This window comes from Bradyrhizobium sp. Unk1 (genome assembly GCF_059512345.1).
Genome location: NZ_JCAMOP010000026.1, coordinates 72,636 through 87,258 on the forward strand (window position 1 = coordinate 72,636; position 14,623 = coordinate 87,258).

General features: G+C 64.5%; 18 protein-coding genes. 8 read left to right on the forward strand and 10 right to left on the reverse strand.

The window, feature by feature from the left end; genetic code table 11:
- Positions 1–7: 7 nt before the first annotated feature.
- From AC5ZFO_RS29515 to fliL, 5 genes are all read right to left on the reverse strand, one after another.
- Entirely contained in the window at positions 8–205 is a 198-nt protein-coding gene (locus AC5ZFO_RS29515) for a hypothetical protein (RefSeq protein ID WP_282523735.1), read from the reverse strand.
- A 663-nt stretch (positions 206–868) separates the two neighbouring features.
- Positions 869–1,630: a MotE family protein gene (locus AC5ZFO_RS29520; RefSeq protein WP_014494009.1), complete on the reverse strand. Its 762-nt coding sequence runs from the start codon at positions 1,628–1,630 to the stop codon at positions 869–871.
- Positions 1,631–1,639: 9 nt separating this feature from the next.
- Positions 1,640–2,086, reverse strand: coding sequence for a DUF6468 domain-containing protein (locus AC5ZFO_RS29525; RefSeq protein ID WP_282523734.1), 447 nt, complete (start codon positions 2,084–2,086; stop codon positions 1,640–1,642).
- Complete coding sequence (gene fliM, locus AC5ZFO_RS29530; RefSeq protein WP_014494007.1) at positions 2,083–3,285, reverse strand: flagellar motor switch protein FliM; 1,203 nt, start codon at positions 3,283–3,285, stop codon at positions 2,083–2,085. The genes AC5ZFO_RS29525 and fliM overlap by 4 nt, the downstream gene beginning before the upstream one ends.
- 19 nt (positions 3,286–3,304) lie before the next feature.
- Positions 3,305–3,805, reverse strand: a complete 501-nt coding sequence (fliL, locus tag AC5ZFO_RS29535) for a flagellar basal body-associated protein FliL (protein WP_212095498.1) — start codon at positions 3,803–3,805, stop codon at positions 3,305–3,307.
- 380 nt (positions 3,806–4,185) lie between these two features.
- Here fliL and flgF point away from each other — a divergent pair, with 380 nt between their 5' ends.
- Genes flgF through flgH form a run of 4 tightly spaced genes read left to right on the forward strand, consistent with a single transcriptional unit; the run spans position 4,186 to position 7,670 of the window.
- The gene (gene flgF / locus AC5ZFO_RS29540; protein ID WP_071912210.1) at positions 4,186–4,947 is read left to right on the forward strand and encodes a flagellar basal-body rod protein FlgF; all 762 of its coding nucleotides are present in this window, start codon (positions 4,186–4,188) and stop codon (positions 4,945–4,947) included.
- Positions 4,948–4,963: 16 nt separating this feature from the next.
- Positions 4,964–5,752 (forward strand): flagellar basal-body rod protein FlgG, encoded by a 789-nt coding sequence (gene flgG / locus AC5ZFO_RS29545; RefSeq protein ID WP_028158324.1) that lies wholly within the window; start codon positions 4,964–4,966, stop codon positions 5,750–5,752.
- A gap of 10 nt (positions 5,753–5,762) precedes the next feature.
- The gene (flgA, locus tag AC5ZFO_RS29550; protein WP_282523733.1) at positions 5,763–6,902 is read left to right on the forward strand and encodes a flagellar basal body P-ring formation chaperone FlgA; all 1,140 of its coding nucleotides are present in this window, start codon (positions 5,763–5,765) and stop codon (positions 6,900–6,902) included.
- Between the two features lie 3 nt (positions 6,903–6,905).
- Positions 6,906–7,670, forward strand: a complete 765-nt coding sequence (gene flgH / locus AC5ZFO_RS29555) for a flagellar basal body L-ring protein FlgH (protein ID WP_282523732.1) — start codon at positions 6,906–6,908, stop codon at positions 7,668–7,670.
- A gap of 147 nt (positions 7,671–7,817) precedes the next feature.
- On the opposite strand, the gene AC5ZFO_RS29560 is transcribed toward flgH, so the two are convergent.
- Both AC5ZFO_RS29560 and AC5ZFO_RS29565 read right to left on the reverse strand, forming a co-directional pair.
- The gene (locus tag AC5ZFO_RS29560; protein WP_496122899.1) at positions 7,818–8,597 is read right to left on the reverse strand and encodes a 2-keto-4-pentenoate hydratase; all 780 of its coding nucleotides are present in this window, start codon (positions 8,595–8,597) and stop codon (positions 7,818–7,820) included.
- 107 nt (positions 8,598–8,704) lie between these two features.
- Positions 8,705–9,733: an SDR family oxidoreductase gene (locus AC5ZFO_RS29565; RefSeq protein ID WP_496122900.1), complete on the reverse strand. Its 1,029-nt coding sequence runs from the start codon at positions 9,731–9,733 to the stop codon at positions 8,705–8,707.
- Between the two features lie 95 nt (positions 9,734–9,828).
- Between AC5ZFO_RS29565 and AC5ZFO_RS29570 the strand changes: the two genes are divergently transcribed.
- Positions 9,829–10,227 (forward strand): winged helix-turn-helix transcriptional regulator, encoded by a 399-nt coding sequence (locus AC5ZFO_RS29570; protein ID WP_496122901.1) that lies wholly within the window; start codon positions 9,829–9,831, stop codon positions 10,225–10,227.
- A gap of 314 nt (positions 10,228–10,541) precedes the next feature.
- On the opposite strand, the gene dksA is transcribed toward AC5ZFO_RS29570, so the two are convergent.
- Both dksA and AC5ZFO_RS29580 read right to left on the reverse strand, forming a co-directional pair.
- On the reverse strand, positions 10,542–10,907 hold the full coding sequence (gene dksA, locus AC5ZFO_RS29575; protein WP_008554760.1) for an RNA polymerase-binding protein DksA: 366 nt from the start codon (positions 10,905–10,907) through the stop codon (positions 10,542–10,544).
- 213 nt (positions 10,908–11,120) lie between these two features.
- Positions 11,121–11,732 (reverse strand): NAD(P)-dependent oxidoreductase, encoded by a 612-nt coding sequence (locus tag AC5ZFO_RS29580; RefSeq protein WP_496122902.1) that lies wholly within the window; start codon positions 11,730–11,732, stop codon positions 11,121–11,123.
- Between the two features lie 164 nt (positions 11,733–11,896).
- On the opposite strand from AC5ZFO_RS29580, the gene AC5ZFO_RS29585 reads away from it, so the two are divergent.
- On the forward strand, positions 11,897–12,268 hold the full coding sequence (locus AC5ZFO_RS29585) for a winged helix-turn-helix transcriptional regulator (RefSeq protein ID WP_496122903.1): 372 nt from the start codon (positions 11,897–11,899) through the stop codon (positions 12,266–12,268).
- Positions 12,269–12,435: 167 nt separating this feature from the next.
- Here the strand turns inward: AC5ZFO_RS29585 and AC5ZFO_RS29590 are convergent, their stop codons facing one another.
- Complete coding sequence (locus AC5ZFO_RS29590; protein WP_496122933.1) at positions 12,436–12,849, reverse strand: flagellar assembly protein FliX; 414 nt, start codon at positions 12,847–12,849, stop codon at positions 12,436–12,438.
- Positions 12,850–13,119: 270 nt separating this feature from the next.
- On the opposite strand from AC5ZFO_RS29590, the gene AC5ZFO_RS29595 reads away from it, so the two are divergent.
- Both AC5ZFO_RS29595 and flgJ read left to right on the forward strand, forming a co-directional pair.
- Positions 13,120–14,244 (forward strand): flagellar basal body P-ring protein FlgI, encoded by a 1,125-nt coding sequence (locus tag AC5ZFO_RS29595; protein ID WP_282523727.1) that lies wholly within the window; start codon positions 13,120–13,122, stop codon positions 14,242–14,244.
- Positions 14,244–14,612 carry a flagellar assembly peptidoglycan hydrolase FlgJ gene (gene flgJ / locus AC5ZFO_RS29600; protein ID WP_028148518.1) on the forward strand — a complete coding sequence of 123 codons (369 nt, stop codon included), beginning with the start codon at positions 14,244–14,246 and terminating at the stop codon, positions 14,610–14,612. The genes AC5ZFO_RS29595 and flgJ overlap by 1 nt, the downstream gene beginning before the upstream one ends.
- Positions 14,613–14,623: the final 11 nt, after the last annotated feature.

Consider the following 14,623-nt stretch of genomic DNA (forward strand, 5'->3'; position numbering starts at 1 on the left):
TGGATCTTCAGTGCTGTTTTCCCGTGCCATCCGACGCCGAGGAGCTGTCCAGCTCGGGACAAGCATCGTCAGTGTCGCCATCCTCTTCTTGCGGCGGCAATGCATGCTGATGGTCAAGCGCGGATGTCCAGGCCAACGTCATCGCCGCGATGAGCAGTCGATTGACGGCTTCGATTGCGCGTTCTGCTACGGACGAGTAATTCATGGCTTCCGCCCGCGCGGCTGATTGCCGATGGCGGGAGCCTAGGACGAACTCTCCAGCACCACTGTACTCCAGTTCACAGTTGCACGCGTCAACTCATCGCAGCCTCAGAAGATGCCGCCTGCTTTAGCTGCATCTGCAACGCGAGCCGACGTGCTTCGTGCGGCGAGGACGTCAAGCTCGCGGCGATCACCCCACTCCCCGGCGCGTTTGATCTGCGTACTTGGTTGCTAAGTAGGCTCGCACAACCTCAGAGGTGTTGCGGTCCATCAACGACTCTGAATCAAATGTGATCATTGCGATGCGAATGCGATTGGTCAACTTTTTTGGGGGAGCAATCAATGAGCGGAGAAGCCAACTGCATTGTATGTAGCCAGGCAAGAGCGGTCGTAGCCGTCTTTCCAATCGCGCGGGGCTATGCACTAAAGGTATACGAGTGCTCCTGCTGCCACAGCACCCTTCATCTCGTGACTCGCACGACGAAGGCTGCGCTGATCAGGCAGCACTGCGAGACCCTCCTTCCCGTCGACAAGCCGCTGAGCGCGACGGGGCCCAGGGTTCAACAGCGGTTCGCGCACTAGACGCGCAAGGCGTCTAGCCGCGTACAGGCCGAACGACCGCGCGATTGCGCGCAGGCTGCCGCAGCGCGCCGCGCCTCCGGAGCCTTCAATTCGGCTTTTGCGTCGGCTTGCCGTCGATCTTGGGGAGATCACCGGCCGCGGCCGATTGATCGCCGCCGCCATTGGCCCGGCGGGCCATCTCGACCGTCAGCCGCTCGGCGGCCTCCGGCGACATCACTCCCATGATGTCCGACATCTTTCGCGGCGCGATCTGCGAGGCGATCTCGATCAGCACGCCCATCTCGAGCCGGTCGAACACCCGTGCGGCGTCCTTGGGCTTCATGCCCTCATACATGGTCACGAGGCCCTTCATGCGCTGGGCTTCGGCGGCCTTCTGCTCGGCCTGGGTCGCGGAGATGCGGGATTCCACCGCCTTCATCTCCTCGACCTTGTTTTCGATGCGCTTCTCGGCCGACTTGAGCAGGCTCTCGCGGATGTCGATCTCGCGCTGGCGGGACTCGATCTCCTGGCGGCGTGCCTGCAAGCGCTCCAGGATCGCGCGCTCGGATGCCGAGACCTGCGGCTGGGCCTCGTCCATCTTGACCACGGTGCCCTCGGGCTTGGTCTCGGGCGCGGCGGGCTTCGGCGCCTCTTTCGGCGCGCCATGGGTAGATCCCGTGATATCGGGGTCTTCCCGCCCCGTCGGAAAGTTCAGATTCTCCTGCGCCCAGGATTTTTTGATCTGGCTCGGCTGGTAGTCGAAGACATAGCCGCCATTGATCACGAGGCCCACGACCTTGAGCGTGGCGAGCCCTGCGACGGCGACCAGGACGACCGGAATGACGCGGATGTTACGAAAGGATTTCATACCCTGACTTTATGCCGCGAGGCCGTTGGACCGTCGGCGCTCGGAGAAGGCTTCGGCCGCAGCCGCCACCGCTTTCGCCGATGAGGGCTTGGCCGCGGGCACCTCGGCCGTTTCCGGGCTCGTCGCGGGGCGCGCCGCGATCGCGATCTTGGACAGGCGCCGCACCACGTTGTCGGCTTCGCCGAGCTGCTTGTAGAGCTGGTCCGACATCTGTGTCGCCGCCGCCAGCTGGCTGCCGAGGTTCTCGTTGACGTCGCGCACCGCGAGCTTCAGCCCGCCGATCGCGCGCTCGGCGATCTCGGTGGCGGTGATCAGCTCGCCGATGACCGCCTTCAGCGAATGCTCGTCCGCCTTCAGTCGCGTCAGCCGCTTGTTGAGCATGACACAGTAGACGATGGTCAGCATCAGCAGGATAGCCACCAGCGTCTCGATCGCCATTCCCAGGGAGTGGTTCATGGGGCCTCCATCATCTTGTTCTGCTCGTCGACCTTCTCGAACATCGCAAGTGTCGTACTTGGCTTGCGCAGGGGTTTCGTCACCCGTATCGCGACGCGGTCGCCGACCCGGCCCATCCGCCCCTCGGTCAGGGTGACGTCGCCGCAACGCACGGTCACGTTGGCATCCGCGCGCATGTCGAGCGGCAGGGTGTCGCCGACCTTGAGCCGCATCAGCTGCTTGAGCGGGATTTCGGCCTCGTAGAGCACGGCGTCGACCGCGATCTCGGCCTGGTTGATCTCGGTGGCGAAATGGCCCTCCCAGATCGTGTCGCGGCCGAATTTTTCGCCCATGAACATCTGGAGCAGGACGCCCCGGATCGGCTCGATGGTCGCGTAAGGCAGCAGCAGCTCGATGTTGCCGCCGCGATCTTCCATGTCGATGCGCAGGCGCACCAGGATCGCGGCGTTGGCGGGACGGCTGATCGCGGCGAAACGCGGATTGGTCTCGAGCCGATCGATCGTGAAGGTCACCGGCGACAGCGGCCGGAACGCCTGCTCGGCGTCGGCCAGCACCACCTCGACCAGCCGCTTGACCAGCTCGGTCTCGATCGTGGTGTAGGGCCGGCCCTCGATGCGGAGCTGGCTCGCGCCGCGCCGGCCGCCGAGCAGCACGTCGATCATCGAATAGATCAGGCTGGAATCGACCACCGCCATGCCGAAATTTTCCCACTCCTCGGCCTTGAACACCGAGAGAACGGCCGGCAGCGGGATCGAGTTCATGTAGTCGCCGAAGCGCACCGAGGTGATGCGGTCGAGCGAGACTTCGACGTTGTCGGAGGTGAAATTGCGCAAGGAGGTCGTCAGCAACCGCACCAGGCGGTCGAAGACGATTTCGAGCATCGGCAGACGCTCGTAGGAGACCATCGCTGAATCGATGATCGCGCGAATGCCGGAATGGTCGTCGAGCGTGACGTCGCCAACCGCGAAGCCGAGAAGATTGTCGATCTCCTCCTGCGACAGCACCCGCTCGCCGGAATTCTTGCCGGCGCCGAGATCGCGGCTGCCGTCCTCGACCATGGCCGCCCATTGCAGGGCCATAGTCTCGGATAGTTCGTTTTCGGCAGCAGCCTTCGCGGCCTCCGCCGGATCCTCGGAATCAAGCGAGGCCTCCCATTGGGCGGCAATTGCATCCTGGTCTGGTTGGTCGGTGCCTGCCATGATCCCTAGCCCGTCATGCTCACTGGATCACGACTTCCTTGAACAGCACCGCGCTGACCTGGATCGGGGCGACCGCCGCGTTGACGCGCTTGGTCAGCTCTTCCTTGAGGCGGAAGACGCCGGCGGATCCGTTGAGGTCGGAGGAGCGCAGCTCGCGCACATAGGTCTGGAAGATGTCGGTCACGCGCGGCATCGTCGGCTTGATCGCCTCGATCTGCTTCTCTTCCTTCAGCTCCAGCACGATCTTGAGCTTGAGATATTGCACGCGCTCTCCGGGCGCGCCGGCGAGGTTGACCATGATGTCGGGCACGTCGACGAAGGCCGGCGGCTTCGGCGGCGGCGCCGCCTCGGCGTGATGCTCGTCGTCGCCATGACGGAAGAAGAAGAACCAGGTCGCGGCACCGCCGCCGAGGACGGCGAGCAGGCCGACGGCCATGATGATGAGCTTGAGCTTGTTCTTCGGCGGAGCGGCTTCCGCGCCTTCGGCGGCTGCGCCGCCTTCCGCTTCATTGTCTGCCATGGTCGATAGGCTCGCTCATCTCATAAGGGGTCGAAAGAGCGAAGCCTCCTGGCAGACAGTGACGCGATACAAATGCCCCAGCGCAGTGCGCTCCTCTTACACGCAAACGCTACGGTAATAATGGTTAACGGTTTCTTTCGATTGGGCCTCCACTAGGAAAAATCTGCCGGGCAAACATGGCTAACAGAACCTTTCTGCCGCCTCCCGCGCCCCTTCGAAATCGACAAGATATTGAAATTACGAGTCTTTTTGAGTTGGCACGGCTTTCGCTGAGAAAGGACCGAGGCCGGAGGGTTTGGGAGAACCTGGCGGTCTCGTTCACGGGTCGGCCAAGGCGCTTGGGAGAGCGAGGTGGCAGGCTCACTCAGGGGAGATTTCCGATGCAGAACGCGCTTCTGATCGGCTTGTCACGGCAGATGACGTTGGAACGGCAGATGGATGTCATCGCCAACAACGTCGCCAATGCCAACACCAACGGCTTCAAGGCCGACCATTCGCTGTTCGAGGAGTTTCTCAACTCGAACGCGCGTGAGGATAATTTCATCGCGTCCGACCGCCGGGTCTCCTATGTGCAGGACCGCGGCACCTTCCGCGACGTCGGCCAGGGGCCGATGGAGCCGACCAACAACCCGCTCGACATGGCGATCGACGGCAACGCGTTCTTCGCGGTGCAGGCCAATGGCGGCGAACGCTACACCCGCGACGGCAAGTTCTCGCTCAACAGCACCGGCCAGCTCGTCACCTCCGACGGCAACCTCGTGCTCGGCACCGGCGGCCCGATCACCTTCCAGCCCACCGACCACGACATCAACGTCGCGCCCGACGGCACCGTCACGGTGCTCGAGGGCACCGCCAAGACCGACTCGATCCGCGGCAAGATCCGCATGGCTGCGTTCGACGATCCGGCGAAACTGACCAAGCTCGGCGCCAACCTCTACGACGTCGGCTCCGCGACCCCGCAGGCCATCACCAAGTCGACCGTGCGCCAGGGCTACATCGAGAAGTCCAACGTGAACTCGGTCGGCGAGATGAGCCGCATGGTCGAGGTCATGCGCAGCTACACCGCCATCGCCAATCTGCTCCAGCAGCAGAGCGACCTCCACAAATCGGCGATCGAGAAGCTCGCCGACGTTCCGGCCTGATTAGGGGATCACTGACATGCAAGCGCTCCACACCGCTGCGACCGGAATGGCGGCCCAGGAACTCAACGTCCAGGTCATCTCCAACAACATCGCCAACCTACGCACCACCGGTTTCAAGAAGCAGACGGCGGCGTTCCAGGACCTGATCTACGAGCACGTCCGCCGCGTCGGCGCGCAGGCCTCGGACCAGGGCACCATCGTGCCTGTCGGCGTCGACATCGGCGGCGGCGTCAAGACCGTCGGCACGCCGCGCAGCATGACGCAGGGCACGCTGTCGCAGACCGGCAACGACCTCGACCTCGCGATCTCGGGCGAAGGCTTCTTCAAGATCCTGATGCCCGACGGCACCTTCCAGTACACCCGCGACGGCACCTTCCAGATGGACAACCAGGGCCGCGTCGTCACCGCGCAGGGCAACCCGGTGCAGCCGACCATCACCATCCCGAACAACGCCTCCGGCCTCGCCGTCAACGAGCAGGGCCAGGTCTCGGTGACGCTGCCGGGTTCGTCGACGTCGGCCGTTCAGGGCCAGATCGGCGTGACCCGCTTCATCAACAAGGCGGGCCTCCAGCCCGTCGGCAACAATCAGTTCGTCGAGACGCCCTCTTCCGGCCCGCCGCAGGACGGCACCGCGAACACCGAAGGCTACGGCAAGGTCACGCAGGGCAGCCTGGAGCAGGCCAATGTCGACGTCGTCTCGGAGATGAGCGACCTGATCGCCGCGCAGCGCGCCTACGAGATGAACGCCAAGGTCATCAGCGCCGCCGACCAGATGATGCAATCGACCACGGCGTTGTTCCGCTGAGGTGATGACGATGATCCGCACCACCCTCGCCACGATCTCCGCTTTCCTGCTGCTGGCGCTGCCGGCGCAGGCCGCCGACGATTTCATCGCAGCGCCGACGCTGCGCGCGAGCGTCACCGTGACCTCGGACGTGGTGCGGGTCGGCGATCTCATCGACAATGCCGGCTCGGCCGCGCTGATCCCGGTCTACCGCTCGCCCGATCTCGGCACCACCGGCGCGCTGCCAGTCGCGCATGTGCTGTCGGTGCTACGCGCAAAGCAGGTGATCGGCGTGATGACCGGCGACATCAAGGAAGTCCAGGTCACCCGCCTCGCCCGCACGCTCGCCAACAAGGACCTCGAGACCGCGGTGGCCTCGGCGCTCGAGCGCCGCTTCGGCCTTGGCGAAGCCGCCAACATCGCCGTCACGTTCGACCGCGGCGTCGCCGACATGCGGCTCGATGCCTCCAACACCGGCGCGCTTCAGCCGGTCGCAACCCGCTATGACGCCCGCAACGGCCGTTTCGACATCGCCTTCGAGATCAACAACGACAGCAATTCGACGCCGACCAAGCTGCGTTTCACCGGCACCGCGATCGAGACGGTGGAAGTGGCCGTGCTGACGCGCGACATCGACCGCGCCGATCTCCTGAAGTCCTCCGACATCGCGCTGGAGCGCCGGCCCAAGGCCGAGGTCACCGGTGAGGCCGCCTCGCGCGATCGCACGCTCGGCATGCAGCTGCGCCGGCCGATGCGGGCGGGTATGCCGATCCGCGTCGCCGACATCGTCAAGCCCGACTTCGTGCAGCGCGATCAGAGCGTCACCGTCATCTACCAGGTCCCCGGGATCTACCTCACCACGCGCGGCAAGGCGCTCGAGAGCGGCGCCGAGGGCGACACCGTGAGCGTGCTCAACCTGCAGACCAAGCGCACGCTGAGCGGCATGGTCACCGGCCGCGGCCAGGTGACGATCCAGGGCGCGAGCCAGTCCGCGCCGATGGCGCCTGCGGTCGAGCAGACCTCGTCGCTGAAGCGGGACGAAGCGCCCGCACCCGTCGACACTGCAGCTTTGGTCCGAAACCTGGTCCAGGCCCCCGCATCGCAGGCTCAAATCGCCCAAGCCCAGATTCCGCAAGTTCGCGTCCCGCAAGCTCCAGCCAAGTCAGAGTAAGTCATGTCCACGTTCAGTTCGGCTTCCCGCCTTCGTCGCGTCGCGATCTCTGGTCTGCTGCTGGCGGTTTGCGCGCTGGCGAGCGGCTGCTCCTCGATCGACCGCCTGTCGCAGATCGGCGAGCAACCGAAATTGTCGGCGATCGACAATCCGACGACGCAGCCCGGCTACAAGCCGGTGCAGATGCCGATGCCGAAGCCGGAAGTCGCCTCCTACAATCCGAACTCGCTGTGGCGCAACGGCAGCCGGGCCTTCTTCAAGGATCAGCGCGCGACCCATGTCGGCGACCTCCTCACCGTGACCGTGAACATCACCGACAAGGCCAACATCGCCAACGAGACCCAGCGCAGCCGAACCGCCAAGGAGGATTCGGGGATTACCAATTTCATCGGCAGCCAGACGGTCACGCAGCCGCTCAAGATCCTGCCCGGCCGCCTTCTCACCACGGACTCGACATCCTCCGCCGACGGCAAGGGCTCGGTCAACCGCACGGAAGCCCTGCAGACCAACGTCGCCGCGGTGGTCACCCAGGTGCTGCCGAACGGCAACCTCGTGGTCGAAGGCAAGCAGGAGATCCGCGTCAACTACGAGATCCGCGAGCTCGTGGTCGCCGGCATCGTCCGCCCCGAAGACATCCAGAGCGACAACACCATCGATTCCAGCAAGATCGCGCAGGCCCGCATCGCCTACGGCGGCCGCGGCCAGATCACGGACGTGCAGCAGCCGCGCTACGGCCAGCAAGTCATGGACGTGCTGCTGCCCTTCTAAGTCTCTCCCGAGCTCCCACATCGTGTTCGCGAACCTAGGCGCGAACGACGATGTACTACGCGGCCCTCGCTAGCTCCCCTGGCGAGGGCCGCATGTATTTTGTAAAGGCAATTGGGACGACTGACGGCGGGGAATGCCTTAGCAGCCTCACTTGAACTCCGCCTCCACCACGCCCAGCCCGTCCAGCTCCATCCGCACCTTGTCGCCGGCCTTCAGCCACAGCGTCTTCACCAGGCTGCCCGTCAGCACGAGTTGCCCCGCATGCAGCCCCTTGCCCTCGGCGGCGAGGTGGTTGGCGAGCCAGGCGAGTGCGTTGTGGGGATGGCCGAGCACGTCGGCGCCGGTTCCGTGGCTGACCTCTTCGCCATTGACGATGGCGCGGCCCTTGACCGCCTTCAGATCCGGCACCGACGAGCGCGGCACCGCCTCACCCAGCACGCAGCCGGCGGCGAAGAAATCGTCGGCGATCAACGTCGGCGCACCCATCGTTTCCCACTTCACATAGCGGTCGTCGACGATCTCGATCGCGGGATGATAGGCCTCGACGGCCTCGCCGACCCATTCGGCCGTGAACGGCGCCTCGCCGGCGGCGAGGTCGCGCTTCAATCGCACCGCGATCTCGCACTCGACGCCGACACGGACATAGTCGGCAGCTGAGAGCTTGGCCCCGCTCTCGTGCACGCCCTTCTGGAACACGCTGCCGCCGCAGGGATGCGGGATGCCGATATAGTCCTGCATCACCTGGCTGGTGCAGCCGATCTTGTAGCCGACCAGCGGCCCGACATGCGGCAGCAGCAGATCGTGCAGCGCGCGCTGGACCTGATAGCCCTCGGCTTCATCGGCCGGCGGATGGTCGAGGGCCGCGAGCGGCGCGCGGTTACGGCGCGCGAGCGCTATCGCCTTTGCGGCTTTGAGAATCTTGTCCATCGGCGCCGGCTCCCACGCTACGCAATTGAGGTCGGCACTTCAGCATCCCCGCCGCGGCGTGACAAGCGCGGGCCAAAGGACGGCCCAAAGGACTCCTAAGGGCGACCTCAGCCCTTGACGAGACCGAGCCGGATCAGGCTTTCGGCCGTCGCGAGGATCGCCTCGTCGTTGGAACGGGCCTGCCAGCCGAGCAGCGACCTCGCCTTGGCGCTGGTGGAATGCCGAACCCTTCCAAGCATCGGTACGACCGCGCGCAGCAGCGGAATCCGGTTCGCGGCCAGCCGCACCAGCCAGTCCGGGGCCTGGAGCCGTGGAACCCGGCGCGCCCTGGGTCCGAGTTCCCGCCGCAGCACCCTGGCGATATCGAGGATCGACATCGTCTCACCGGAGACCGCGATGAAGCGCTCGCCTTTCGCTTCGGGCGCCGTCATCGCACGCAGGTGCAAATCGGCCACGTCGCGCACGTCGACCACGCCGAAATAGACCCGCGGCACCGCCGGCATGGCGCCGTCGAGCAGCGATTTGACGATCTCGATCGAGCCGGAGAAGTCGGGCCCCAGCACCGGGCCGAAAATGCCGGTGGGATTGACGACCGATAATTCAAGCCCGCCGCCCTCGCGCGCGATGAAATCCCAGGCCGCCCGCTCGGCCAGCGTCTTGGATTTGATGTAGGGCTGCACGTCGGCGCCGCCGAGATTGGTCCAGTCGGTCTCGTCGAACGGTTTTTCGCGCGGCGGATGGCCATAACCGATCGCGCCCAACGACGAGGTAATTACAACCCGTTTGACGCCGGACTCGCGCGCGGCGCGCAGCACCCGCAGCGTGCCGTCGCGGGCCGGGATGATCATCTCGTTCTCGTCCTTGGGAACACTGGTCGACAATGGCGAGGCGACATGGAGCACGTAATCGCAGCCGGCGACGGCCTCGCGCCAGCCGTCGTCCGCGGTGAGATCGGCGGTGAAAAAGGACAGGCTTTCCGGCGACGCAGCTCCACCCTCGCGCAACATCGCCAGCACGTCGGCCTGCCGGTCCGGACGGCGCACCGTGGTCCGCACCTGATGGCCGGCGGCCAGAAGTTGCAGGACGACATGGATGCCGACGAAGCCGGATCCGCCGGTGACCAGAACAATGCTCATTGCCGAACTCCCCTCACTGCGCAGGCTGGGCGAATTGGTTCCGCCACCCTGCTCAAGGCCGCATCTGGTCACTATCTCCCCGGGGAACAAGTAGAATGGATTTCGAGACCGGTATGGAAAACCTGACCAGTGTTTGCGACAGCGACTGCGATTGCAGCCCCGACCCTGCCCTGCTCGCCGACTTCAAGCGCGCCATCCATGCGCTTGGCGGCAAGTGGAAATTGGAGATCCTGTTTGCGCTGATGAACGGCGCCGTCCGTTTCGGCGCGTTGCGGCGATCAATCGGCGGCATCACCCAGCACATGCTGACCACGCAGCTGCGCGAGCTCGAGCAGGATGGCCTGGTGTCGCGAGCCGTCTTCGCGGAGAAACCCTTGAGAGTCGAGTACGAGCTGACGGACGCGGCCTACGGCCTGTTGCCGGCGTTTAAGGAAATGTTGAGCTGGTCCAGGCTTTATGGCGATGCGCGCCTTGTGGCGTCGCAGCAAGCCTGATTGCAGCCAAGCCCGATTGCAGCCAAGCCTGATTGCAGCGATGTGTGAAGCTGCCGGATCGGTGCCTCAGCATTCGAGTCGATCTCGTTGATGCGACTCGCAAAACCTCCCGCACCTGAAGTGAAGGCTGTTTCTCATCCGAACTTACGTGAGCTCGGAGGAAGTGACTCCAGCCCATTGATCGTGATTCACTTTTCGCGATCGCGCCCTGCGCTAATGCGCATCACGGCAAGCGGCAGACAAAATGCTGATCACGGCGCTCAAGCGGCACCGTGAGTCCAAAAACAAAGAGCCGCATCGCTGCGGCTCGGACTCTATTCGTCGCGGTAGACCTTCTCGCGTTTCTCGTGGCGCTCCTGCGCTTCCACCGAGAGCGTTGCGATGGGCCGGGCTTCGAGCCGCTTCAAAGAGATCGGCTCGCCGGTGTCCTCGCAATAGCCGTAAGTGTTGTCCTCGATACGCTGGAGCGCGGCGTCGATCTTGGCGATCAACTTGCGCTGGCGGTCGCGGGCGCGGAGTTCGATGGCGCGGTCGGTTTCGGACGATGCCCGATCGGCGAGATCGGGGTGGTTCACGTTCTCCTCCTGCAGAGCCTGCAGCGTGAGCTTGGACTCTTTGAGGATCTCATCCTTCCAGGCGAGGAGCTTCAAACGGAAGTACTCCTTCTGCCGGTCGTTCATGAAAGGCTCTTTTTCGGTCGGTCGGTAGTTTTTCAACTTTTCCAAGGGCGGCCTATCTGTCTAAGCAACGACTCGCAACGGAAACGGGTCCGTTAAGCCGGGCTTATATAGTGGCCTCATGTGACAGACAATATTTCCCTGATCGTTCGGTTAGCGCCCCCAAGCCCTTGCACAGGAAGGTTTATCCTGGAGAGCCCGGGGGCGGCCGAAGGCCTAGTAACCGACCGTGAAACGCTGCTTCGGATGGGCCGGCCGCTCGATCTCGTCGGCGAGCGCAATGGCGTAATCGGCGAAGCTGATCCAGCTTTTCCCGTTCGCATCTGCGAGAAGCTGATCGGTGCCGAGCCGGAACTTGCCGGTTCGCTCGCCTTCGATGAAGAGGGCCGACGGCGAGATGAAGGTCCAGTTCAGGTCCTTTTCCTGTCGCAGCAGGTCAAGGAAAGCCCCGCCCGCCTCCGCTTCGGCCTTGTATTGGGCGGGAAAACCGGGGGTTGTAACCAGTTTGACGCCGGGAGCGACTTCCAGGCTGCCGGCACCGCCGACAACGAGGTAGCGACCGACGCCGGACGCCTTCGCCGCGCCGATTAGCTTGAGCGGATCGCTGGCCAGGAAGTGCACGGAACTCACGGCGACGTCATGCCCGGCCCACAGCCTGGCAAGGCCGGCTTGGTCGAGCACGTCGCCCTTGGTGGACGTGACGTTCGGCAGGGTCGCGATCTTCTCAGGGTTCCGGGCGATCGCCGTGACCGCATGGCCGCGCCGCGACAGTTCCTTGGTGATCTCCGACCCGGCCCGGCCCGAGGCGCCGACGACTGCGATTTTCATGGAAGGCTCCTTTGCTTCTTTTGGTAACTAACGGTTACTAGATATCGCAAAGGATGCTGGTGTTAAGAGAGCACTTTGTGCTTACCTGATTACGCAAGGGTAACCGGGACCCGTCACCGGCGCGCGAGCCGGCAAGGGGCCAAACGGATCGCGAGGAGTTGACGATGAAGCCAGACGTCTATGCAGCGAACTGCCCCACGCGCCAGATCCTCGACCGCGTCGGCGACAAATGGGCGGTGCTGATCCTGCTGCTGCTGCGCGAGGAGCCGATGCGCTTCAATCAGTTGCGCCGAACGATTGAAGGCATTTCGCAGAAGATGTTGAGCCAGGTTCTCAAGTCGCTCGAGCGCGACGGCCTGATCAAGCGTCACGCCATCGCAACCGTACCGGTGACGGTGGAATATTCGATCACGCAGCTCGGGCTGACGCTCGCGGCCGCCGTCGATCCCCTGCGCGATTGGGCCGAGCAGAACCTGAAGGACGTGCTCGCCGCCCAGCGCCGCTACGACGCGCAGTTGAAGGACGAAGCGGCGTGAATGGCAAAGTCTGGAGCAAGCTGTTCGCACGCCGCTCCAAACTCCGCTGTCATGCCCCGGCTTGACCGGAGCATCCAGTACGCCGCGGCCTCTCGATTCAACAATGACTGTCTCTGGAATACTGGCTCGCCCGGTCAAGCCGGGCGACGACAGCCTGCTAAACCTGACTAAGCCTGCCCGGCCTTGGCCAGCTCGACCTCGACGCGCAGCTCGATCTCGGACAGCACGGAATCCAAACCAGGATCGCCCGAGGACGATTTCAAGTTCGCCGCGGCATCGCGCAGCCGCATCACGGTCGAGGCGTCGAGATTGCCGGACAGTAGTCCCATCTTGAGATCGTCGAGCACGTCGAGCGCGGTCCTGCCGCGGGCGACCGAGCGCTTGCGGCGTTCGACCGGATCTTCCTCGATGCCCTGCAGCGCGAGCAGCCCGTCGATGTTCGCGGCGGCCTTCGGTGCGGCAGCGCCCCGCGTCTCCTGCGCCGACGAGGTGTCGGGCAGCACGAAGGTGCCGGAGCTCGTCCGCTTGGCCAGGCTGGCCGGCGTACCAAGCGTGGTGCCGTTCGGTCCGTAGATGCGCATCGCGGGAATCCGGGTGATCGATGCCGTCACCTTCGCCGTCTTATGGTTAACGGCGCGTAAACGGCCCGGCAAAATCTGCCGACAGGCGGCAGTTTCGCTCCTCAGGGAGAACGCTCCCTGACACCGGTGGAAACAGGTTTATTCAACCTATTCAATCACGTAACCCCGCTGCCCCGCGTTGGCACAGCACTCGCAAGGAAAGCGTCGGACCAGCTCGTCATGGGAGTGTCGTGGAGGGTCCGAGATTTGAGGAGCCTCGGGGAGCAGAGGATGCCAGGCGTTCGTTGGGTGAGGATTGTTGGGGTGGCCTGCGCCGCGCTGTCAGCGCTGGCGCTCTCGGTCACGTCTGCAAGCGCGACATCGCGCATCAAGGACCTCGCCAATATCGAGGGCGTGCGGCAGAACCAGCTCATCGGCTACGGCCTCGTCGTCGGCCTCAACGGCACCGGCGACACGCTCAACAACATCCCTTTCACCAAGCAGTCGCTGCAAGCGATGCTCGAACGCATGGGCGTCAACATCCGCGGCGCCACCATCCGCACCGGCAACGTCGCCGCCGTGATGGTCACGGGCAATCTGCCGGCCTTCGCCACCCAGGGCACGCGCATGGACGTCACCGTCTCCGCGCTGGGCGACGCCAAGGATCTGCGCGGCGGCACCCTGCTGGTCACGCCCCTGCTCGGCGCCGACGGCAATGTCTACGCGGTCGGACAGGGCTCGCTCGCGATCTCCGGTTTCCAGGCCGAAGGCGAAGCAGCGAAAATCGTGCGCGGCGTTCCGACCGTCGGCCGCATCGCCAACGGCGCCATCATCGAGCGCGAGATCGAGTTCGCGCTCAATCGGCTACCGAACGTGCGGCTCGCGCTGCGCAACGCCGACTTCACCACAGCCAAGCGGATCGCGGCCGCGATCAACGACTATCTCGGCGTCAAGAGCGCCGAACCGATCGATCCCTCGACGGTGCAGCTTTCGATCCCGCCGGAGTTCAAGGGCAACGTCGTCGCCTTCCTCACCGAGATCGAGCAGCTCCAGGTCGATCCTGATCTCGCCGCCAAGATCGTCATCGACGAACGCAGCGGCATCATCGTGATGGGCCGCGACGTTCGCGTCGCCACCGTCGCGGTGGCGCAAGGCAACCTCACCGTCACCATCTCCGAGAGCCCCCAGGTCAGCCAGCCCAACCCGCTGTCACGGGGGCGCACCGTGGTCACGCCGCGCACCGGCGTCAGCGTCGTCGAGGACGGCAAGAAGTTCGCCGTCGTCAAGGACGGCGTCTCGCTTCAGCAGCTCGTCGACGGGCTCAACGGCCTCGGCATCGGCCCGCGCGACCTCATCAGCATCCTCCAGGCGATCAAGGCCGCCGGCGCGATCGAAGCCGACATCGAGGTGATGTGATGCAGACCAGCATGATCAACACCCCGCACGTCGTCACCTCCTCGGCCTTCTCGGTGGAGAGCCGCAACGGCCGGCCCGACTTCGAGCTCGCCGCCGCGTTGCAGAAGGTCTCGCCGCAGCAGCAGTCGAAGGCGCAGAAGACCGCCACCGATTTCGAGGCGATGTTCCTCAACAGCATGTTCTCACAGATGACCTCGGGCCTGAAGGGCGAAGGCCCGTTCGGCGACACCCCGGGCACCGGCGTATGGCGTTCGATGCTGACCGAGCAATATTCCAAGAACTTCGCCAAGGCCGGCGGCGTCGGTGTCGCCACCGAAGTCTACCGCACCCTCATCATGCAGCAGGCGAAAACGATCCGCACGGCATAAGGTCAACCGAG